Annotated in this window: 21 protein-coding genes and 1 pseudogene; 11 read left to right on the plus strand and 11 right to left on the minus strand. The window is 69.4% G+C overall.

Features of this window, described 5'->3' with window-relative positions; genetic code table 11:
- A pseudogene (locus QH290_RS36595) lies at nucleotides 1-260 on the minus strand (hypothetical protein); the annotation flags it as partial.
- Between QH290_RS36595 and QH290_RS36600 the strand changes: the two are divergent.
- Nucleotides 205-729 (plus strand): TetR/AcrR family transcriptional regulator, encoded by a 525-nt coding sequence (locus QH290_RS36600; RefSeq protein WP_280388026.1) that lies wholly within the window; start codon nucleotides 205-207, stop codon nucleotides 727-729. The pseudogene QH290_RS36595 and the gene QH290_RS36600 overlap by 56 nt on opposite strands.
- Before the next feature lie 7 nt (nucleotides 730-736).
- Here QH290_RS36600 and QH290_RS36605 read toward each other — a convergent pair whose 3' ends face one another.
- Nucleotides 737-2,242, minus strand: coding sequence for an MFS transporter (locus tag QH290_RS36605; RefSeq protein ID WP_280387976.1), 1,506 nt, complete (start codon nucleotides 2,240-2,242; stop codon nucleotides 737-739).
- Nucleotides 2,243-2,343: 101 nt separating this feature from the next.
- On the opposite strand from QH290_RS36605, the gene QH290_RS36610 reads away from it, so the two are divergent.
- Complete coding sequence (locus tag QH290_RS36610; RefSeq protein ID WP_280387978.1) at nucleotides 2,344-2,964, plus strand: TetR/AcrR family transcriptional regulator; 621 nt, start codon at nucleotides 2,344-2,346, stop codon at nucleotides 2,962-2,964.
- A 102-nt stretch (nucleotides 2,965-3,066) separates the two neighbouring features.
- Entirely contained in the window at nucleotides 3,067-4,491 is a 1,425-nt protein-coding gene (locus tag QH290_RS36615) for a class I adenylate-forming enzyme family protein (RefSeq protein ID WP_280387980.1), read from the plus strand.
- Here the strand turns inward: QH290_RS36615 and QH290_RS36620 are convergent.
- The 9 genes from QH290_RS36620 to QH290_RS36660 all read right to left on the minus strand — a co-directional run bounded on the left by QH290_RS36620 (nucleotide 4,472) and on the right by QH290_RS36660 (nucleotide 10,614).
- Nucleotides 4,472-4,654: a hypothetical protein gene (locus tag QH290_RS36620; RefSeq protein WP_280387982.1), complete on the minus strand. Its 183-nt coding sequence runs from the start codon at nucleotides 4,652-4,654 to the stop codon at nucleotides 4,472-4,474. The genes QH290_RS36615 and QH290_RS36620 overlap by 20 nt on opposite strands.
- The gene (locus QH290_RS36625; RefSeq protein WP_280387983.1) at nucleotides 4,633-5,571 is read right to left on the minus strand and encodes an NAD(P)H-dependent amine dehydrogenase family protein; all 939 of its coding nucleotides are present in this window, start codon (nucleotides 5,569-5,571) and stop codon (nucleotides 4,633-4,635) included. The genes QH290_RS36620 and QH290_RS36625 overlap by 22 nt, the downstream gene beginning before the upstream one ends.
- Before the next feature lie 44 nt (nucleotides 5,572-5,615).
- Entirely contained in the window at nucleotides 5,616-6,269 is a 654-nt protein-coding gene (locus QH290_RS36630) for a TetR/AcrR family transcriptional regulator (protein WP_280387985.1), read from the minus strand.
- A gap of 147 nt (nucleotides 6,270-6,416) precedes the next feature.
- Entirely contained in the window at nucleotides 6,417-7,559 is a 1,143-nt protein-coding gene (locus QH290_RS36635) for a thiolase family protein (protein WP_280264362.1), read from the minus strand.
- A gap of 31 nt (nucleotides 7,560-7,590) precedes the next feature.
- Entirely contained in the window at nucleotides 7,591-8,007 is a 417-nt protein-coding gene (locus tag QH290_RS36640) for a Zn-ribbon domain-containing OB-fold protein (protein WP_280387987.1), read from the minus strand.
- A gap of 44 nt (nucleotides 8,008-8,051) precedes the next feature.
- The gene (locus QH290_RS36645; RefSeq protein ID WP_280264366.1) at nucleotides 8,052-8,468 is read right to left on the minus strand and encodes a nuclear transport factor 2 family protein; all 417 of its coding nucleotides are present in this window, start codon (nucleotides 8,466-8,468) and stop codon (nucleotides 8,052-8,054) included.
- 15 nt (nucleotides 8,469-8,483) lie between these two features.
- Nucleotides 8,484-9,710: a metal-dependent hydrolase family protein gene (locus tag QH290_RS36650; protein ID WP_280387989.1), complete on the minus strand. Its 1,227-nt coding sequence runs from the start codon at nucleotides 9,708-9,710 to the stop codon at nucleotides 8,484-8,486.
- A gap of 37 nt (nucleotides 9,711-9,747) precedes the next feature.
- Nucleotides 9,748-10,035, minus strand: coding sequence for a DUF1330 domain-containing protein (locus tag QH290_RS36655; protein WP_280264371.1), 288 nt, complete (start codon nucleotides 10,033-10,035; stop codon nucleotides 9,748-9,750).
- Nucleotides 10,036-10,614, minus strand: coding sequence for a carboxymuconolactone decarboxylase family protein (locus tag QH290_RS36660; protein ID WP_280387991.1), 579 nt, complete (start codon nucleotides 10,612-10,614; stop codon nucleotides 10,036-10,038).
- Between the two features lie 275 nt (nucleotides 10,615-10,889).
- Here QH290_RS36660 and QH290_RS36665 point away from each other — a divergent pair, with 275 nt between their 5' ends.
- From QH290_RS36665 to QH290_RS36700, 8 genes are read left to right on the plus strand one after another with little or no spacing between them, the layout of a single operon-like run.
- On the plus strand, nucleotides 10,890-11,756 hold the full coding sequence (locus QH290_RS36665; protein WP_280387993.1) for an MlaE family ABC transporter permease: 867 nt from the start codon (nucleotides 10,890-10,892) through the stop codon (nucleotides 11,754-11,756).
- Nucleotides 11,756-12,610 (plus strand): ABC transporter permease, encoded by an 855-nt coding sequence (locus QH290_RS36670; protein WP_280262054.1) that lies wholly within the window; start codon nucleotides 11,756-11,758, stop codon nucleotides 12,608-12,610. Before QH290_RS36665 ends, QH290_RS36670 begins: the two co-directional genes overlap by 1 nt.
- Nucleotides 12,611-12,613: 3 nt before the next feature.
- Nucleotides 12,614-13,909 carry an MlaD family protein gene (locus QH290_RS36675; RefSeq protein ID WP_280262056.1) on the plus strand — a complete coding sequence of 432 codons (1,296 nt, stop codon included), beginning with the start codon at nucleotides 12,614-12,616 and terminating at the stop codon, nucleotides 13,907-13,909.
- Complete coding sequence (locus QH290_RS36680) at nucleotides 13,906-14,943, plus strand: MCE family protein (protein WP_280262058.1); 1,038 nt, start codon at nucleotides 13,906-13,908, stop codon at nucleotides 14,941-14,943. Before QH290_RS36675 ends, QH290_RS36680 begins: the two co-directional genes overlap by 4 nt.
- A gap of 10 nt (nucleotides 14,944-14,953) precedes the next feature.
- The gene (locus tag QH290_RS36685) at nucleotides 14,954-16,003 is read left to right on the plus strand and encodes an MCE family protein (protein WP_280387995.1); all 1,050 of its coding nucleotides are present in this window, start codon (nucleotides 14,954-14,956) and stop codon (nucleotides 16,001-16,003) included.
- Nucleotides 16,000-17,112, plus strand: a complete 1,113-nt coding sequence (locus QH290_RS36690) for an MCE family protein (protein WP_280387997.1) — start codon at nucleotides 16,000-16,002, stop codon at nucleotides 17,110-17,112. The genes QH290_RS36685 and QH290_RS36690 overlap by 4 nt, the downstream gene beginning before the upstream one ends.
- Nucleotides 17,113-17,127: 15 nt before the next feature.
- Nucleotides 17,128-18,237 carry an MCE family protein gene (locus tag QH290_RS36695; RefSeq protein WP_280388000.1) on the plus strand — a complete coding sequence of 370 codons (1,110 nt, stop codon included), beginning with the start codon at nucleotides 17,128-17,130 and terminating at the stop codon, nucleotides 18,235-18,237.
- Nucleotides 18,234-19,499 (plus strand): MlaD family protein, encoded by a 1,266-nt coding sequence (locus QH290_RS36700; protein ID WP_280388002.1) that lies wholly within the window; start codon nucleotides 18,234-18,236, stop codon nucleotides 19,497-19,499. Before QH290_RS36695 ends, QH290_RS36700 begins: the two co-directional genes overlap by 4 nt.
- Nucleotides 19,500-19,519 lie beyond the last annotated feature (20 nt).

Consider the following 19,519-nt stretch of genomic DNA (forward strand, 5'->3'; position numbering starts at 1 on the left):
CCGCCGCGGTCGAGGGTGGTGATCTCGTCGGTGTCGGCGGCGACTCCCTGGAATCCGGTGACCACGGGCACGATTCCGGTGGCGAGGCATTCCTGCAGGGCGGTGGGGTCGATGTCGGTGATGTGGGCGCGGGCGCTGGACCGTAGCAGGGAGCCCCGTGAGCACATACTCAACACGGCCGCCCGGGTGTTCGGCGAGCGGGGCGTGGCCAACACCTCGACGAACCGCATCGCGGCGGAGGCCGGGGTGAGTGTCGGCACGGTGTACCGGTACTTCTCCGATCGGTCGGTCATCGTCGACGAGCTGCTGCGGCGGCTACTGGACAATCAGGAGCGCCGGGTGATGGCGGCCATGGCCGGACCGCCGCGCAGCTCGGTGCGCGAACTCGTCACCTCCATTCTCGAGGTGACGACCGAGGAGCTCGCGGCCGAGGCGCCGCTGGTCCGCGCGCTGGTGGAGGGGGTGCCGTTCTACGACAGCGGACTTCCGGAGCTGGAACTGCGGATCCGGTTGATGGTGAAGATGCTGGTGATCCAGATGCTGGGCCCGGGCGACGACCACGAATATGACGTGATGACCTTCGTGCTCGTCAACACCTGCTACGCCGCCGTGATGCGCACCGCCCTGCTCGAGGACGACAGCCAGGACCAGCGGGAGATCCTGATGATGACCGCCCGACTCATCACGCCGCTGGCGGAGGCCGAGATCGCGGCCCGCAGGGCGCGCTGAGCCGGATTCAGGCGGCTCGGCGTCCCGGCGCCCAGAGGGCGAGCAGCAGCGCGACCACCAGCGTGAAGATGCCGAGCACGAGGGATGCCTGCCGCAGGCCGTGGACGAAGGCCGCCTCGGCGAAGTCGGCGAGGGGCCGGGCCTGGGGTCCCAGGTGATCGGTGACCTGCAGCGCGCCCGCGAGTGAACTCGAGACGGGCCCGCGGATCGGTTCGGGCAGCAGGGGCAGCGCCGCGGCGATGCGGTGGCTGTATCCGGCGGCGAGAATGCTTCCGGCGAGGGCGATTCCGACGGCCGCGCCCACTTCGCGCGCCGCGTCGTTCACCGCGGCGGCGACCCCGTGTTTGTCGGCGGGCACGTCCTCGACGATGGCGGCGGTCGCCGGTGCCGCCGAGAGGCCGAGTCCGACGCTCATGATCAACAGCGGCCACAGTACGTCCACGAAGGTGCTGGCGGCCGTCAGATGGGTCAGCGACAACAGGCCGACGCCGACGGTCGCGATGCCGGTGGCGGTCACCAGGCGCAGCCCGCACCGCTCGGCGAGCCGGGGCGTCACCACCGACAGCGCGATCATCGGGACGATCATCGGCGCCATCGCCAGCGCCGACATCAGCGGCCGATATCCGAGGATGAGCTGGAAGAACTGCACGATCAGCATGAACAGGCCGAACGAGACGAGGAACTGGACGGCCACCGAGATCGTCCCGGTGCTGAACCCCCGCCCGGCGAACAGCCGCACATCCAGCAGCGGATGGTCCGCCCGCCGCTCGACCACGACGAACACCGCGACGGCCCCCGCACCGGCGAGCGCCATGGTGAGGACGGCCGGGTCGGTCCATCCGCGCTGCGGTGCCTCCAGCGCCGCGACGGTGACCAGGCCGATCGCGGCGGCCCCCGACAGCGCGCCCCAGGGATCGAACGGTGGCCGCGATGCGTCCGCCGACTCGGGCAGGGTGCACGCGGCAATCGCCAGCACGGCGCCGCTCACGGTCATCGCGATCATGATCGACAGCCACGACCAGCGCGCCATCAGCAGACCCGAGCCGAGGATCCCGAGGACGGCGCCGCCGCCGACGGTCCCGGCCCAGATCCCGATGGCGACGCTGCGCCGTTCCGGGGGCAGCCCGGCGGTCAGGATCGACAGCGTGGAGGGCATCACCAGCGCGGCCCCGGCCCCGCCCGCGGTCCGGGCCGCGATGAGCCAGACCGGTCCGTCCGCCACCAGCGGCACCGCGGAGGCGACGGCGAAGACGGCCAGGCCCGCGATCAGCATCAGCCGCCTCCCGTACCGGTCGCCGAGGGCTCCGGCGGGCAGGACCAGGCAGGCCAGCGCGAGGGTGTACCCGTCGATGACCCAGGTCAGCTGCGACTGGGTGGCGCCGGTGTCGGAGGCGATGCCCGGCAGCGCGGTGTAGAGCGCCGCCATCGACGCCACGACCAGTGCGACCGCCATGCACGACAGCAGCACCACCCACCGCAGCCGGGCCGACAGTCCTGTCACGGTCGTGGTCATCGCATCTCCCAAGAAACGAAACACATAGTATCGCTACGCTACAAGAAGTAGCATAAGTGCGTTTCTTGGCAATAGCGCCGTCGAGGAGGAATCCTGCGTACATGACCGCGACCAGTGCCACCCGGGGCCCGCGCCGCGACGACATCGATCCGCGCCGGATCCGCTCCCGCGCGCGGTTGCTGGACGCCGCCGCCGAACTGCTGAGATCCGGTGGGCTGGAGGCGATCACCGTGGACTCGGTGACGCGGATGTCCGGTGTCGCCCGCACGACGCTGTACCGGCATTTCGACAATGTCGTGCAGCTGCGCGCCGCGACGCTCGAGCATCTGCTGCCGCCGGTGGTGCAGGCGCCGACCGCCGGAACGCTGCGGGATCGTCTCGTGGAGCTGCTCGGCAGGCAGGCCGACGTGATCAACGACGCGCCCCTGCATCTGGCGACACTGGCGTGGCTGGCGACGGGGGAGGGCGCCGAGGACGGCGCGGAGGCGGGCTCGCTGCGCCGACGGCTGATCGAGCATTACCGGCGGCCGTTCGACGAGCTGTTCGCCGATGCCGAGGCGCGCGCCCTGCTCGGCGACCGTGAGCTGGCCGCGGTGCTGGCGCAGCTCATCGGTCCGATCGTCTTCGTGCGGCTCACCGGAATCGGGCAGGCGCCGCGGGCCTATTGCGCCCGGATCGTCGACTATTTCCTGGCGGCGCGCGGCGTCACGGACGCGCGCTGACCGGACGGCGGGCCCGCCGCGATCGCCTGTGGCACCACCGGCGGAATATGTATTCTGCATGGGGGAGAATGAAATTCTCCTCTCTCGGATCGAGGTGGTGCCATGACAGTGCGGACGGAGCCCGTGGTCCTCGTCTTCGAAGACGACGAATACACCTTCCGGCGGCTCGATCGGCTCGCCGCCGGGCTGGCCGTGGAACTCGGCGGGCGCGGTGTGCGGGCGGGCGACCGGGTGGCGCTGATGTCGTCGAACCGCCCGGAATTCGTTGTCGCCGTGCTGGCGATCTGGCGGCTGGGCGCCGCGGCCGTCCTGCTCAGCCCGGCGTGGAAGCGCACCGAGGCCGAGCACGCGCTGCGCCTCACCCGGCCGGTCCTCGGCGTCGGCGACCATCCGGTGCTGGCCGAGCTGCTGCCGATGCGGCACCTGGACGAGCCGATCGTCCCGGCGGATGGGGAGCCCCCGCAGCCGCCGCCGGAATCGGATGCCGTGCTCGTATTCAGTTCGGGCACAACCGGTTTGCCGAAGGCGGTGCGGCACACCCACGCCTCGATCGGCACCGCCGTGCGGCAGTGGCGGCAGGTGCTGGAGCTGACCTCCTACGACCGGTTGCAGGTCGTCACGCCGCCGTCGCACATCCTGGGCCTGCTCAATATCGTCACCGTGCTGGACGCGGGCGCCTGGATGCGGCTGCACCGCCGGTTCGACCTCGAGCGCATGCTGGGGTGCATCGAGCGCGACCGGATCACCGTCGAGATGGCGGTGGCGCCGATCGCGCTGGCGCTCGCCTCGCATCCGGAGCTCGAGCGCTACGACCTGTCGTCGCTGCGCTACATCATGTGGGGCGCGACCCCGGTGACCGCGAGCATTGCCGAAACCGTCACCCGCCGTACGGGAGTCGGGTGGCTGCCCGCCTACGGCGCCACCGAGCTTCCCGTCATCGCCTGCAACCCGCTCGACGCGCCCCGGCTCGACAGCGCCGGTCGGGCGGCGCCCGGCGTGACCCTGCGGGTGGTGTCGACGGATACGGGAAGGCCGGTCGGGCCCGGCGAGATCGGGGAGATTCAGGCGCGTTCGGAGTCGCTGATGGCCGGGTATCTCCCGGCGGAGGCGACCGCGGAGGCCTTCGACGACGGCTGGTACCGGACCGGCGATATCGGCGCCATCGATCCCGGCGGCTGGATCCGGCTCACCGACCGGGCCAAGGAGATGATCAAGGTGCGGGGATTCCAGGTGGCGCCCGCCGAGGTCGAGGCCGTGCTGCACGCGCATCCGGCCGTCGCGGACTGCGCGGTGTTCGGGATCGCGGACCCGGCCGACGGCGAGGCGATCGTCGCCGCCGTCGCGACCGCCGATCCGGTCTCGGCGGACGAACTCATCGCACACGTCGACGCGCGGCTGGCGGCGTACAAGCGGCCGCGCCGCGTGGTGTTCGTGCCCGAGATCCCGCGCCTGCCGTCGGGAAAGGTGTTGCGCCGCATACTGGCCGAGCGTCACGGGCGCGCGGATGTCAGCTCAGGATCGGGATGAGGTGCGGGAGGTCGGTCGTGGTCCGGATTCCGGGGGCGGCCGCGCACACGGCCGGGACCGCGTTGACGGCGCGATTGGCGGTATAGGCGGGGGAGGATTCGGCCATGTGCGACAACGGGACCGCGAAGCGGATGTCGATGTTCAGCGGGGCGTCGCCCGCCACCTCGAGCCGCCACCCGGTATCGCGCAGGTCCCAGTCCGCGGCGATGTCGGTGGTGCAGTACCAGGTGGCACGGAAGCGGGCCGGCCGGGGGCGTTGGGGGTGGCGCTGCCCCTGGGGCCCCGCACGCCCGGCGCGGGGCGGCCGCCGGACGCTGCGGTGACCGTGATCCGCTGCGCGGCAACGGTTCCGGCGGGGATGACCCCGGCGGCGATGGTGGTCTTCGCGCGGGCCGTCGCGACCTCGCCGGTGGCGGTGACCGCGTCGATGCCCAGACCGAGCGCGCCCGCGAGCTGACGCAGCGACGGTCCGAAGCTCGCGCCCACGTGGTCGGCGCGGCGCTGGTCGAACTCCGCCGGTGGCCGCCCGAAACCCATGATGTCGAACAGTATTCCGGGCGAATCGCGCCGGGAGAGATCGGCGTACTCGTCGATGACGAGGCGGTCGAGGCGCCGCTGGATCGACGACAGGACCAGTGGCACCGCCTCGGTGATGAAGCCCGGACTGCTGCCGGTGCTGTGGATCGAGGCGCCACCGAGCACGCAGGCGAATTCGATCCGCTCGCGCAGCTGCGGATCCATGCTCGGTGGGTGGTGGAAGTGCCCGCACGTGGTGACCACATTGGCCCCCGCGGTGAGCAGCCGGATCACGACCTCCGGATCGAACACCCGCGGCATGTAGAGCACGCAGTCCGCGTCGAGGTCGACGATCTCGCCGACATCGCGGGTGGCACGCACGCCACAGGGACCCGTGCCGCACAGCTCACCGGCATCGCGCCCGGCCTTGTCCCGGTCGTGGACGTACAGCCCGGCCAGCTCCATGCCGGGGTGTTCGAGGACACCGCGCAGGGCGCGGGCGCCGATATTCCCTGTCGCCCACTGCACTACCCGATACGGCCGCGACGGCGATCTCCGTTCCATGAACGGAGTGTATTCCAACTTCTCCTACAAGGAGAACGGTATTCTCACCTTTTCGCGAAGCCGTGCGCGCAGAAGTTCCAGACCTCGGTGGCGGTCAGCGGATGCTGGGTCTGTTCATCGGAGCCGCCGGAGGATTGGGCGGTGAACATCACCGTCTGCATCACCATGGCGGCCGTCCGGTGCGGATCGAGTCCGGTGCGCACCTCACCGGCCTGCGCGGCCTGTTCCATCAGCTCGGTGAACAGCGCCAGCAGCGGCGCGTGCGCGACCTTGACCTGCGCCGGATGCGAAACCAGCAGCTGCGGGGCGAAATCGGTGAACAGCGGGCGCTGCGCGGAGGGGTCGGGCCGGCACAGCTCGAACAGCAGCTCGACGGTCACCTGCAGCTTGTCGAGGGGCTTCTTCTTGCCCTCGGCCGCGGCGCGCAACTGGTCGGCGGTGCGGCTCAGGGCATCCTCGAACAGCGCCAGCAGCAGCTCGTGCTTACCGTCGAACTGCAGGTAGAAGCTGCGCAGCGACTGCCGCGAGCGGTCCACGACCTCCTGCACGGTGAAGTCGGTCGTGCCCTTCTCGGTGATGATGGCCTGGGCGGCGTCGAGGAATTTCTGCACGCGTTGCTCGGCGCGCCGCTTCGCGGTCCGCAGCGAGCGCTCGACGGCGCGCTGCTTCCAGGCGGGTTCTTCGCTCGGCAGGGTCACGGTCGCCTCGGTTCCCGGTCCAGTGAAGAGAACATGAATGCACTGTACCGGAGAATGGCATAGCAATTCGCCTCTGGGTCGCGTGTCCACCACATTGTGTGGGATAGCACTGCGAACTGGAGAGAATCTAATTCTACGCCGCGGGGATCAGAGGCTGAGCACGGAGGCCGCCGCGGTCCCCGGCGCGCCATATACCTGGGCATAGCCCACCCGGGGTGCGCCGGGGACCTGCCGCTCGCCCGCGAGCCCGCGCAGCTGCAGCACGAGCTCGTACACCTGCCGGATGCCGGAGGCGCCGATCGGTTCGCCGTTGGCGATCAGGCCGCCGTCGGTGTTCACCGGAATCCGGCCACCGATCTCGGTGGCTCCCTCGGCGAGCAGCTTCTCCTGGTCGCCGTCGGCGCAGAAGCCGTTCTCGGCCATGTGGATCACCTCCGAGCCCGCATCGGTGTCCTGCAGCTGGGCCACGTCCACGTCCTCGGGCCCGATCCCGGCGGCCTCGTACGCGGCGCGGGAGGCGTACACCGTGGGCGAGTGGTCCTCGTCGATCGCCGCCCACGTGCTGTGCACCTCGTAGGCGCCGTAGCGGCGCGTGCGAATCGCGGTGGCGCGCAGGTACACCGGCGTGCTGGTGTAGCGGGCGGCGAGATCGCCGCGGCACATGATCACGGCGGCGGCGCCCTCGTCGGGCGCGCAGAACATGTACTGGGTCAGCGGGTAGTTCAGCACCGCCGAGGCGAGGATCTCGTCCTCGGGAATCGGCTTGCGCCGGAAGGCGTTCGGGTTGAGCGCGCCGTTGCGGAAGTTCTTGGCGGCCACCTTGGCGAGCGTGCGCTGGGAGATGCCGTGCCGCTGGATATAGCGATTCGCCTTGATCCCGAAGAACTTCGTGGTCACGAACTGCCCGTTCTCCGCGTACCAGGCGGGCAGGCCGAGCTTGGCCGGATCGTCGGTGAACGCGCCCCGGGGATGTTTGTCCATGCCGACGGCGATGCCCATGTCGTAGCGGCCCGACCGGATGGCCTCCGCGGTCTGTTCGATCGAGCTGGCCGCCGTCGCACAGGCGTTGAACACGTTGGTGAACGGGATCCCGGTCAGCCCCACCAGCCGGGTGACGGCGTCGGGATTGCTCACCTCGTAGCTGCCGCCGAATCCGAACTGGATGTCCTGCCACCGCACTCCGGCATCGGCGAGCGCGAGTTGTATTGCCTCGGCGCCCATTTCGATGGCCGTCTTGGGAAACCGGCCGAACGGGTGCAGGCCCACGCCGATGATGGCAACGTCGTTCATCTGAAATCTCCTTCGTCCCGCAGCGCCGGTCTCATACCGGCGTGAAGGCGCATGTCAGGACCTCGTCCCCGGATTCGTCGACGTAGAGCGGGACGAAGGTGAGCTCGACCTCCATGCCGGTGCGCAGCGCCGCCGGGTCCGACTCGGTCAGCCGGGTTTCCACGCGCACGTCGTCGCCGAGTTGCACGAGGCCGATGCCGAAGGGCCGGAAGTCCTCGGCGGTCTCCTTCCCCGCGTAGGGCAGCTTCGGGACGAAACCCTGTGTGGTCCAGGCGATCAGCGTGCCGCGCCGGGGTAGCAGCAGCTCGGACATATCCGGACCGCTGCACCGCGGACAGCGCGGCTGCCGCGGCCAGGTGGTCGCGCCGCAGGCGGCGCATCGGCTGCCGATCAGCTGCGGGTCCTCCGCGGGCCAGGTCGAGACGTCAGCCGCGAGTACCTTCGTCATCGGCGTCCTCCGTTGTCGTGCGAACAGAACTGTGCGTGCATCGGTCAGCCCCGGGTCCGCTCGAAGGCGTGGGGAATGCCCGAATCGTGGTCGCCGTTGCGGCGGATGAAGGTCATGCGCCGGGTCCGGATGCGCCAGCCGTCCGCCGTGCGGGTGTAGGTGTCGGTGTAGTAGCCGATCCGCATGTCGTGGGTGCTGTGGTCGATGAAGCACAGCGGCTGGGTGCCGGTGGCGCTGTCGCCGTCGAGGTCGAGAACCGGTGTGCCGGTGAGGAACAGGCCCTTCGGCGCGGCCGCGACCAGGTCCGGGAACAGGTCCAGGGTGTAGGTGTCGCCGAAGGCGCTGTAGGTGCCGTCGGGGGTGAACACCGCGAGCAGGCCGTCGATATCGCCCTTGGTGATGGTCACCGCGTAGCGGGCGAGCAGCTGCTGCAGCTCGAGCAGGTCATCGCTGGTCGACATGGACCGGTCCGCCTTTCACGCTGTTTCGTTCTTCACGATGCGGCCGCCTTTCATCACGAATCGCACGTCCTGGGTGACGGCGATGTCCCGCAGGGGATCTCCGGGCACCGCGATCACGTCGGCGAGCAGTCCCTCCGCCAGGCGGCCGCGGTCGGACGCGTCGATCAGCTCGGCCGCGCGCACCGTCGCCGCCCGCAGCACATCCGCCGGTTCGAGCCCGCGTTCGACGAGCGCCACCAGCTCATCGGCGTTGCGGCCGTGGGGAATTGCCGGGGCATCGGTGCCGACCGCGATGCGCACGCCCGCCTCGTAGGCCGCGCGCACCGAGGCGCGTGCCTTCGGGAACATCTCCGCCGCCTTGGCCTGCAGGGCGGGGTCGGCCTTGGACATATCCATGGCGTCGGCCAGCCGGGTGGTCGGCACCAGCCAGGTATTCGCCTCGACCATCAGTTTTATCGTCTCGTCGTCGATCAGGAAGCCGTGTTCGATGCAGTCGATGCCCGCCGCGACGGCATGCTTCACCGCGTCCGCACCGTGCGTGTGCGCGGCGACCTTCAGCCCGCGCCGATGCGCCTCGTCGACGATGGCGCGCAGCTCCTCGTCCGAATAGTGTTGCGCCCCAGGCGCTCCGGTCAGCGACATGACGCCGCCGGAGACGCAGATCTTGATCAGCTGGGCGCCGTGCTTGATCTGGTAGCGCACCGCCTTGCGCACCTCGTCGACGCCGTTGGCGATGCCCTCCTCGAGGGTCAGCTTCAGCACGTCGGGGGCGAAGGCCGAGAACATCGTGGGGTCCAGATGACCGCCGGTGGGGGTGATGGCATGACCCGCCGGGACGATGCGCGGGCCCTCGATCCAGCCCGCGTCGATCGCCTTGCCCAGCGCCACGTCCAGCAGATAACCGCCGGTCTTGACGAACAGGCCCAGGTTGCGGACGGTGGTGAAGCCGGCGCGCACCGTCCGGCGGGCATTGCCGACCGCGCGCATCATGCGCAGCGCGGGGTCGTCGGTCACGCTGGAGGACAGGCCCGTTTCGCCCCGGCCGCCCATGAGGAGGTTCACCTCCATATCCATCAGGCCGGGCAGCAGGACCGTGTCACCGAGATCGATGGTCTCGTCGCTGACGGCGCGCGCCGCGCCGCCGACTCCGGCGATCCGTTCCCCGTCGATGCGCAGGATGCCGGGTCGCACGATCTCACCGGCGTCTACGTCCAGCAGCCCCGCCGCCCTGAGGGTCAGCATGGTTCACATCCGTTGTGCCAGTGCATGGTTGCCCGCGTCAGCCCAGGCCGGAGATGATCGCGACATTCGTGTCGGCGGCCGCCTGCCGCAGCGGTGCGGCCTTCTGGTACTCCGGCGAGTGGTACCAGGCGCGGGCGGCCTCGACCGACTCGAATTCGAGGATCACGGTCTGGTCGCCGTGCCAGCCGCCCTCCAGGACCTCCGGTTGCGAGTCCACCGCGACCACCCGCACGCCGCGGGTCGCGGGCCCGGCGGCCGCGGCATAGGCCTTCATGCCCTCGGGGTCCTTGATGGCTTCGGTGAAGATGATGTAGCCCTTGGGCATTCAGACCACCTGCTCTCGGTCGGTGCGCCGGTCGGTCGGCGCGGGGTCGTGGCCACCGTCGTTCGGCCCGACGCCGAAGGTGTTGAAGGCCATGGCCATCAGGCCGTAGCCGCCGACGGTGAAGATCAGATCCATGCGCTGGTGCTCGTCGAGCCGCTCGCCGAGCGCGGCCCACGTGGGGTCGGACAGTTCGGAGTGCTCGCGCAGTTCGTGTACGGCGTCGAGCACCGTCTGCTCGAAGGCGTCGGGGAGACTGCCGCGCCGCACACCGGCGATGTCGTCGTCTGTCACCCCGACCCGGGGCGCGATGGCGAGGTGGCTCGCCCACTCGTAGGCGCAGCCGCTGAGGTGTGCCACCCGCAGGATCACCAGCTCCCGCAGCCGCGGCGGCAGGCTGTTCCGGAACAGCAGATGGACACCGAAATTCAGGAAGGCCTCGGCCAGGTCCGGATGCCGCACGAGCGCCGACATCGCCGGTCCGGCGCCCTCCGGATTCCGGCGCTCGCGGGGGAGCAGGGACCGCAGCGCCGCACGGGTCCGGTCGTCCCACTGGTCGGCCGGAAGCGGGGGTACGCGCATCCGCCCTCCTTCCAAGGAGAATCAAATTCTCAATTCTGATCATAAGATTTTCACACACGGTGATCGTAGTCAATCGGCGATCGACGTTTCGAGTGCTGTCCGGTGGTCAACCGACCATCTCGGCCGTCGTGTGCCGAGGGTGTTGCCGTGGTCGGAATGTTGCTACAGTCCCCGTGTGACGAATGTATCATTCTCCCGGAATGAGAATGAAACTTTCCAAAGCTAAGAGGAGGCGGGATGTCGGCGCCGTTGATGCCGGGGCAGGCGGGTCCGTGATGGCCGCGCCGTCGGTCGCCCCGGAACCGATCGCCGAGCGGTCCGCGGTCCGCGAGGTCAAGCAGTGGGCGGGCGGGTACCTGCGCCGCCACCCGGGTGCGTCCCTGGAAACCGTGGGGGGACAGTTCGTGCTGGGTGTCCGGGCCATCCAGTACCTGTTCGCCGACATCGCCCGGGGGCGGTTCCCGTTCCGCGAGTTCGTGCAGCAGGCCGTGTTCATGGCCAAGACCGCGTACCTGCCGACCATCGCCGTGGCGCTGCCGATCAGCGCCACGATGTCGATTCAGTTCGGGTTGCTCGCCGGGCAGGTGGGGGCGACGTCGCTGGCGGGTGCCGCGGGCGGCCTGGCCGTGATCCGGCAGGCCGCGCCGCTGGTCACGGCCATTCTGCTGGCGGCCGCGGTGGGGTCGGCCATCTGCTCGGACCTCGGCGCGCGCAAGATCCGGGAGGAGATCGACGCGCTGGAGGTCATGGGCGTCTCGGCGCTGCGCGCGCTGGTGGTGCCGCGGCTGGCGGCCGGTGTGGTCGTCGCCCTCGGACTGACCGGGCTGAGCGCCTTCGTCGGATTCCTGGCCGGATATCTCTACAACGTCTACATCCAGGACGGCACACCCGGCAGCTACCTGGCCACGTTCTCGTCGTTCGCCCGGGTCGGCGACCTGTATCTGGCGATGGTGAAGGCCGTGGTGTTCGGCGTCATCGTCACCGTCGTCTCCTGTCAGAAGGGGTTGAGCACCAAGGGCGGGCCGGGCGGCGTCGCCAATTCGGTCAATGCCGCGGTCGTCGCCTCCATCATTCTGCTGATGCTGGTGAACGCGGGCTTCACCGAGCTCTACACGATCCTGTTTCCGAGGACGACGCTCTGATGGCCTCGCGGTACTACCCGCCCGGGGTCCGGCCCGCGCTCGCGGCCGGGCGGAACGTCGCCGTTCCGATCATGCGGCTCGGGTACATGGCGACGTTCTTCCTCCGGGTGCTGGGCGGAATTCCGGTGGTGCTGCGGCACTATCGCGCCGAGTTCCTGAAGATGCTGTCGAATGTGACCTGGGGCAACGGCTCGGTGGTCGTCGGCGGCGGCACCGGTCAGGTCATTCTGGTGCTCGGCGCCGCGGCCGGGGCGATCGTCGGGATCGAGGGCTTCAACGCCCTGAAGCTGCTGGGCATGGCACCGGCGACCGGCATGATCGCCTCGACCGCCGCCACCCGCGAACTGGCGCCGATCATGGCCTCGATCGCCTTCGCGGCGCAGGCGGGTTGCCGGTTCACCGCGCAGCTGGGGTCCATGCGCATCGCCGAGGAGATCGACGCGCTCGACGCGATCGCTATCCGCCCGATCCCGTACCTGGTGACCACGCGGATGCTGGCCTCGATCGTGGCGATGATTCCGCTGTACCTGGCCTGCCTGGCGGTCAGCTATCTGGCCGTGGAAATCGTCGTCGGGCTTTCGGGCGGGCAGTCCCCGGGCACCTACGAGCACTACTTCCGGCTGGTGCTCAGTGGCACCGACATCATCTATTCCCTGTCGAAGGCAATCGTTTTCGTCATCCTCACCACGACGATCCAGTGCTACTTCGGTTTCTACGCCGCGGGCGGCCCGCAGGGCGTCGGAGTGGCGGCCGGGCGCGCGATGCGCGCGGCCATCACCGTGATGATCTTCGTGAACCTCCTGATGACGATGACGCTGTGGGGCTTCGACGCCGGCGCGAGAATCAGCGGGTAGCACATGTCGATAGCGTTCGAATCAGACGGCAAGGTCCTGACCGATCGGAATCTGCTGCTGCGCGGCCTGGCCTGCCTGCTGGCCATCGCGGCCGTGGGCGGCGTGATGCTGGCCCGATCCCAGGGCGCGTTCCGGGAGACCGTGCGGATCACGGCCGAACTGGTCAACGTGGGCGACGGGCTGCCCGCCAAATCGGATGTGAAGTACCAGGGCGTGCTGGTCGGTCAGGTCGACAGCGTCACCCCGTCCATCGCCGGTGGCCCCAATCAGGTGCACATCGACCTGAAACCCGCTTACGTGCACGGTATTCCGGCCACGGTCACCGCCCGCGTCGTCCCGAGCAACGTCTTCGCGGTGCCGTCGATCCAGCTGGTCTACAACGGCCGGGGCGCACCGCTCGCCGCGGGTGCGCGCATCCCGGAGGACCGCAGCCAGGAGACCGTCCGGCTGCAGACCTCGCTGACCGCGCTGAGCCGAATCGCCGCCGCCGCAGGGCGTTCCGGCTCGGACCCCGCGCTCGGCATCCTGGCGGTGGTCGAGCGCGCGACGGCCGGGCACGGCGCGGAGGCGGTCCGGGCGGGCGACGACCTGACGCGGATCTCCCAGGCGCTCAACGCGGCGATGGCGCCGGACGGGACGGCGTCGACGCTCGACGCGCTCACGCGGGCACTGGACGGTTTGCGGTCGTCGGCGCCCGACCTGCTTGCCGCGGTGCATGATTCGGTGACTCCGATGCGAGCGGTGGCCGAGCGCCGGGAGCAGTTGACGGCCCTGCTGACCGGTGGCCTGAGTACCTCCGACACCGTCGCGGGCGCGCTGGAGCGCAGGACGGGCGCCATTACCGAGGTCACCGGCAAGATGGGCCCGGTCCTCGGCGTGATCGCCGACGGCAGCCCCAACTTCGCGCAGATGGCCACCTCGCAGAGCCAGATGTCCTACGACTTCATCAAGATCTGGGACGAGCGGGATCAGAACATCAACGCCAAGATCATCCTGGAGCTGTCGCCGCACCGGCAGTACACGCGAGCCGACTGCCCACGGTACGGCGACCTGGAGGGGCCCAGCTGCCGGACGGGACCGCCCGGCACCTCCACCATCATCGGCCCCAACGCGACACCGGTCAGCAGTCCGACTCTGATCGGCGGGAACGTCGGCGCGGTCGGCAGCCGCCAGGAGCAGGAGCAGATCGCCGCGATCCTCGGCGGTGCGCCCAATCCCGCCGCCGACATCCTGTTCGGCCCGCTGCTGCGGGGGAACGACGCGACGCTGACCCCGGCGCCGGAGGGAGGTCCGCGATGAGCTACCGCAAGCCGCTGATCGGCCTGATCGTCTTCCTGGTGGTGTCGATCGGGCTGACGTGGACGATGTATGTCACGCTGTCGCGCAGCGTGAGTGGGACGACCGACTCGTACTCCGCGATATTCACCGACGTGTCCGGATTGCACCCCGGCGACGACGTGCGCATGGCCGGGGTGCGGGTGGGCCGGGTGCAGGCCGTCGACCTCGACGGGATCCGCGCGAAGGTGACCTTCGAGGTGCAGCGGGACCAGAAGCTGTACGGCAACACCGTGGCATCGGTGACCTACCAGAACCTGATCGGGCAGCGTTACCTCGGATTGTCGCTGCGGGACCTGGGCGATTCGAAGACACTGGCGCCGGGCGGGCAGATCCCGCTCGAGCACACCGAGCCGTCGTTCGATATCTCCAAGCTGCTCAACGGATTCGAGCCGCTGTTCAGCGTGCTCGATCCGCAGCAGGTCGACAACATCAGTGCCGCGGTGGTGCGGGCGCTGCAGGGCGACGACGGCGCGATCACCACCCTGATCGCCGAAACCGCCACGCTCGCACAGGCTTTCGCCGGGCCGGACCAGATCCTGGGCCAGGTCATCGACAATCTCAGCGCGGTGGTCGGGGATCTGTCCCAGCAGAGCGGCAACCTGCGGACGGTCACGCAGCAGACCCGCAGGATCTTCGACGGCCTCGCCCAGCAGCGCGACCAGCTGTTCGGCCAGATCGACGCGATCTCCGGCACGCTGGGCCGGGCCGCGGAGGTGGTGCGTGGCGCGAGCCCGGCGCTGAACCAGTTCGTCGATCGCGAACCGGGATTCGCCCAGCACTTCCTCGACAACAAGGACAAGTTCGGCATCGTGGGCTTCAATCTGCCGTTCCTGCTGAAGGGATTGGCCCGCATCACGGGCAACGGTGCCTACCTCGACGCGTACATCTGCGACGTGAAGGTGAGCATGATCCCCGGCATCGACCCGCTGATGGCGGCGATCCTCGGCATGACCACCCCCAGCGGACGCGCGGAGAACTCCGGGATCTGCCGGTGAGGAGGCCAGAATGAGACGACTGCTCCGGATGCGGCCGCGCGGGCGGGGACGTCCGCTGGAGGACTACGGCAAGCTGCGGATCGGTCTGGTCGCGGTGACCGTGCTCGCGGTGGTCGTCGCGGTGACCGTGTTCGTCAACTCGCTGCATCTCGGCGAGGAGACCTATCGGGCGGAGTTCGCGCAGGCGGCGGGCATCGGTGCCGGAGACGGGGTCACCCTGGCCGGAATCCAGGTCGGCACCGTCACCGGGACGCGGCTGGCCGGAGATCGCGTCGTGGTGACCATGAAGCTGCGGCGCGGGCTGCCGCTCGGCGCCGACACCGGGGCGGCCATCAAATTGACGACGCTGCTGGGTTCGCGCTACGTCGAGCTGCGGCCCGCGGGGTCGGGTCACCTGCGGGACAACGCGATCGCGCTCACGCGCACGGAGGTGCCCTACGACCTGCAGACCGCGCTGCAGAACGCGACGACGACCTTCTCGAGCATCGACGCCGACCGGATCGCGCAGACGATGAGCACCCTGACCGACCAGCTGCGCGGTGTCCCGGCGCTGGTGCCCGACACGCTGCGGAACATGAAGACCCTCGCCGCCGTGATCGGCGACCGGCGCGCGCAGCTGGGGCAGCTGCTGACCAGTACCGAGCAGGTGACCACGCTGCTGCGCGAACAGCAGGCCGAGCTGGCGGGCCTGATCACAGGGGGCCGGAATGTGTTGCAGGAGCTGATCTCCCGGCAGCAGGCCGTGATCGGGCTGCTGAACGCCGCGACCACCCTCGTGCAGCAGCTGAAGCCGATCGCGGTGGACGATCAGCCCGAGATCCAGCAGCTGCTCGACAACCTGTCGCAGATGACCGGGATGATCGCCGGGCACGACGATCTGCTGCGCAACATCCTGCAGATCCTGCCGGTGCCGTGGCGGCTGTTCGCGAATGCCACCGGAACCGGCCAGGAACTGGTGGGCAACGGCCCCGACGGCGCCTTCATCGACTCGTTCATGTGCGCGCTCAGCGGCTACGCGCAAAAGGTCAACCGGCCCATGTACCTGCAGGACTGTCAATGAGTAGCGTGATCCGGGGAATGAAGCTGGCGGCCGTCGCGCTGCTGGGCGCCGTGGTGGCCGGGTGCGGGGGGCCGCTCGGCGGGGTGACCGACACCTCGAACACGATCACCGCGCGGTTCGCCAATGCCAACGGCCTGTACGTCGGCAATCCCGTGTCGGTGCTGGGCATGCGGATCGGGAAGGTCACCGATATCCAGCCGCGCGGGCGGCACGTGGAGGTGACCATGGATGTCGACAAGGGCGTCCCGATCCCGGCCGACGCGCAGGCGGTCACCGTGTCGGATTCGGTGCTGACCGATCGGCACATCGAGTTCACGCCGGTCTACCGCGGCGGCCCGGCCCTGGCCGATCACGCCGTCCTCGGCCTCGACCGCACCCGGACACCGGTCGAATTCGACAGCCTGCTGGCCATGGCCGACAAGCTTTCGAATGCGCTGGGCACCAACGACAACGGGCAGGGCCCGGTCGCCGGGCTGCTCGACGTGGGATCGCAGATCGCGACCGGCAACGGCAACGAACTGCGCGAGGCGATGACGGAGTTGTCGCGGGCGCTGCAACTCGGCCCGGACAACGGCGAGGCGACCCGCGCCGCGGTGACGAAGACCGTCCAGAATCTGGACGCCCTCACCGCGGCCGCATCCCGCAACGACCAGGTGCTGCGCGAATTCGGTTCCGGCATACACACACTCAGCGACATCCTGGCCGAGCAGAATCTGGGATCCGGCGACACCGGAGCCAAGCTCAACCAGATCGTCACGCACATGGCCGATCTGCTCGAGCGCAACCGGGACAATCTGCGCAACATCACGGCGAATTCGACGACGATGACGACGTCGATGGCCGACTACAACGACAACCTCGCCGAATTCCTCGACGTCTTCCCGCTGGTGGCCGACAACGCCTACAACGCCATCGATCCGAATATCCGCGCGCTGCGCGGCACCGTCGGTCTGGACAAGTTCTTCCTGGACGGGCAGATGCTGAAGTCGGTGTGCAATCTGCTCGGCCTGACCGAACTCGGCTGCGCGACCGGCACCGCGCGCGATATGGGCCCGGATTTCGGCATCGGCCAGATGCTGTCCGTGATCGCGGGAGCACCGCCGAAATAGCAGGGATGATCAAGGATGAGAACGAAATTCCGCTCGGCACAACGGCGTTCGCTGCTCGGCCTCGTCGCCGTGGTGTGCTGCTCGGTCAGCGGCTGTTCGGTGAGCCTGGACAAGCTGCCGCTGCCCGCGCCCGGTGTCGAGGGCTACGCCCTGACGGCCACCTTCGCCAACGCGCTCAATCTGCCGACCAAGGCGAAGGTCCGGCTCAACGGCGCCGACGTCGGCCAGGTCGAGTCGATGCGGGCGGACAACTACACGGCCGTGGTCTCGATGCGGATCCGATCCGGTGTGCTGCTGCCCGCGGGCACCAGCGCCGAACTGCGCTCGGCGACGCCGATGGGCGATGTCTTCGTCGCGCTGACGCCGCCGGAACGGCCGGAGCCCGGCGCCCCGAATCTCGGTGACGGCGCGAGCATTCCGCTGCGGTCGACCTCGGCGGCGGCGACCATCGAGGAGGTGCTCACCCGGGCCGCCCTGCTCGTCAACGGCGGCGCCATCGCGAATATGACCAGCCTGGCGAACAGCCTCGGCGAGGCCGTCGGCGGCCGCGGCGATCGGCTGGCGACCATGATCCTCGAGACGCGGGATCTGGTGAACAATCTCGCCGCGCGGTCCGATCGGATCCGCGAAGTCGTCGCGCGCACGGGCGATGTGAGCGCGATGGTGGCGGGGCAGCGGCCGGATGTCACCGAGGCGCTGGCCGCCGCCGGACCGGCGCTGCAGGTCATCGGCGACAACACCCAGAACATCGTGGATCTCGTCGGCCAGGTGAATCGGATCTCCGATCTGCTCGCGACGTTCCCGTCGATCCAGGGCACCAACGATCGCAGCCTGATCGAATCGGTGAACAAGCTGGCCGACGGCCTGAACGTGGCGGCGAACGCCCCGGGCGCGAATCTCGACGCCCTGATCTCGAATATCCCGCTGATCATGAAGGTGACGAACGCGTCGTCCGCGCATGTGAACGTCGAGATCGTCAAGCTCGCGATCGGCGCGGTGCCGGATCCGAACACCCCCGCCGATTCCGGGGGCCGGGTGCCCGATGCCACCGACTGGGTGAATTTCGTCGGGTCGCTGTCATACACCCTCAACCGTCTGAAGGACAGAGTCGAGCCGGGCCGATGAAGACAATCGCGGTAATTCTGGAGCCGCCCGCGCGGGCGGTGGTGTACTCGGCGCGGCTGGTCGCGCGCCACCGGCTGCTGACGTCCTGCCTGGGTCTGCTGCTCGTGCTGGTCCTCGGCATCGCGTATCTGCTGCTGGGTTCGTTGCAGACCAACCCTTTCCGGTCGCAGTATCAGGTGCGTATCGAACTGGCGCAGTCCGGCGGGCTGCTGCCCGATCAGGACGTGACGCTGCGCGGCGTGCGGGTGGGCCGCGTGCGATCGGTCGAGGTGAACGGCGACAAGGTGGTCGCGGTCGCGGCCATCGACTCCCGCGTGCGCATTCCGGCGGGCGGCGAGGTGCGGGTCTCGTCGCTGTCGGCGGCGGGGGAGCAGTTCCTGGACTTCCTGCCCGGGACCGATGCCGGGCCCTACCTGTCCGACGGTGCCGTCGTCGCGCCCGAACGCACCGAGACGCCGGTCACCATGGCGCAGGTGCTCGGCAGTCTGAGCGGCACCCTGACACAGGTCGATCCGGCCGAGATCGAGGCCATCGTCCGCGAGATCGGCGCGGGCTCGGACGGCCCGCAGAAGCTGGAGGCCATCGTCGAGGGCGGCATGTTCCTGCTCTCGACGCTGGATTCGGTGCTGCCGCAGACTGTTTCGCTGCTGCACAACAGCAAGGCGGTGCTCACCACCCTCGGTGACGTGGCGCCGGGACTGCGGCAGACCGCCGGGAATATGGCGCAGACGATGGCGGGTGTCGGATCCATGGCGGGTGGCTACGGGACGCTGGTCGACACCGCTCCGCGCGCGCTGGCCGCGGCGGATACGCTCATCGCCGACAACTCGCCGACCATGGTGCAGTTGCTGGGCAATCTGACCACCACGGCACAGATGGCCTACGTGCACATTCCGGCGCTGAACGAATTCTTCTGGCCGCAGCAGCGCACCGGCTCGACGCTCGAGGCCATCCACTCCGCCATCCGCGACGGTGCGGTGTGGGCCATCGTGAGTCCCTACCCGAAGTACTCGTGCGACTACGACCTGCCCCGCGATCCGGGGTCGATTCCGGACTACCCCGAGCCGTTCCTGCACGCGCGGTGCACCAATCCGGATCCGTCGATCCTGCCGCGCGGCGCGGCCAACGCACCGCGCCCACCGGGGGACAACACGGCCGCGATGCCGCCGGGCGCGGACCCGCTGCAGCGCGCGGATCCGACACCGACCGGGCGATACAGCGTCCCGAGCACCTACGGCGGTCCGTTCGTGCCCGGGGGATGACACCAGGTCGCGCAGCCCGC

The organism is Nocardia wallacei (genome assembly GCF_029869545.1).
Lineage (GTDB): Bacteria > Actinomycetota > Actinomycetes > Mycobacteriales > Mycobacteriaceae > Nocardia > Nocardia wallacei_A.

Bases quoted from the DNA above. Each gene is read 5' to 3' on its own strand.
- QH290_RS36605 (WP_280387976.1), bottom strand. From the start codon at position 2,242: ATGACCACGACCGTGACAGGACTGTCGGCCCGGCTGCGGTGGGTGGTG.
- QH290_RS36690 (WP_280387997.1), top strand. From the start codon at position 16,000: ATGAGTAGCGTGATCCGGGGAATGAAGCTGGCGGCCGTCGCGCTGCTG.
- QH290_RS36700 (WP_280388002.1), top strand. From the start codon at position 18,234: ATGAAGACAATCGCGGTAATTCTGGAGCCGCCCGCGCGGGCGGTGGTG.
- QH290_RS36695 (WP_280388000.1), top strand. From the start codon at position 17,128: ATGAGAACGAAATTCCGCTCGGCACAACGGCGTTCGCTGCTCGGCCTC.
- QH290_RS36685 (WP_280387995.1), top strand. From the start codon at position 14,954: ATGAGACGACTGCTCCGGATGCGGCCGCGCGGGCGGGGACGTCCGCTG.
- QH290_RS36660 (WP_280387991.1), bottom strand. From the start codon at position 10,614: ATGCGCGTACCCCCGCTTCCGGCCGACCAGTGGGACGACCGGACCCGT.
- QH290_RS36635 (WP_280264362.1), bottom strand. From the start codon at position 7,559: ATGAACGACGTTGCCATCATCGGCGTGGGCCTGCACCCGTTCGGCCGG.
- QH290_RS36675 (WP_280262056.1), top strand. From the start codon at position 12,614: ATGTCGATAGCGTTCGAATCAGACGGCAAGGTCCTGACCGATCGGAAT.
- QH290_RS36645 (WP_280264366.1), bottom strand. From the start codon at position 8,468: ATGTCGACCAGCGATGACCTGCTCGAGCTGCAGCAGCTGCTCGCCCGC.
- QH290_RS36610 (WP_280387978.1), top strand. From the start codon at position 2,344: ATGACCGCGACCAGTGCCACCCGGGGCCCGCGCCGCGACGACATCGAT.
- QH290_RS36650 (WP_280387989.1), bottom strand. From the start codon at position 9,710: ATGCTGACCCTCAGGGCGGCGGGGCTGCTGGACGTAGACGCCGGTGAG.
- QH290_RS36665 (WP_280387993.1), top strand. From the start codon at position 10,890: ATGGCCGCGCCGTCGGTCGCCCCGGAACCGATCGCCGAGCGGTCCGCG.
- QH290_RS36625 (WP_280387983.1), bottom strand. From the start codon at position 5,571: ATGGAACGGAGATCGCCGTCGCGGCCGTATCGGGTAGTGCAGTGGGCG.
- QH290_RS36655 (WP_280264371.1), bottom strand. From the start codon at position 10,035: ATGCCCAAGGGCTACATCATCTTCACCGAAGCCATCAAGGACCCCGAG.
- QH290_RS36640 (WP_280387987.1), bottom strand. From the start codon at position 8,007: ATGACGAAGGTACTCGCGGCTGACGTCTCGACCTGGCCCGCGGAGGAC.
- QH290_RS36680 (WP_280262058.1), top strand. From the start codon at position 13,906: ATGAGCTACCGCAAGCCGCTGATCGGCCTGATCGTCTTCCTGGTGGTG.
- QH290_RS36670 (WP_280262054.1), top strand. From the start codon at position 11,756: ATGGCCTCGCGGTACTACCCGCCCGGGGTCCGGCCCGCGCTCGCGGCC.
- QH290_RS36615 (WP_280387980.1), top strand. From the start codon at position 3,067: ATGACAGTGCGGACGGAGCCCGTGGTCCTCGTCTTCGAAGACGACGAA.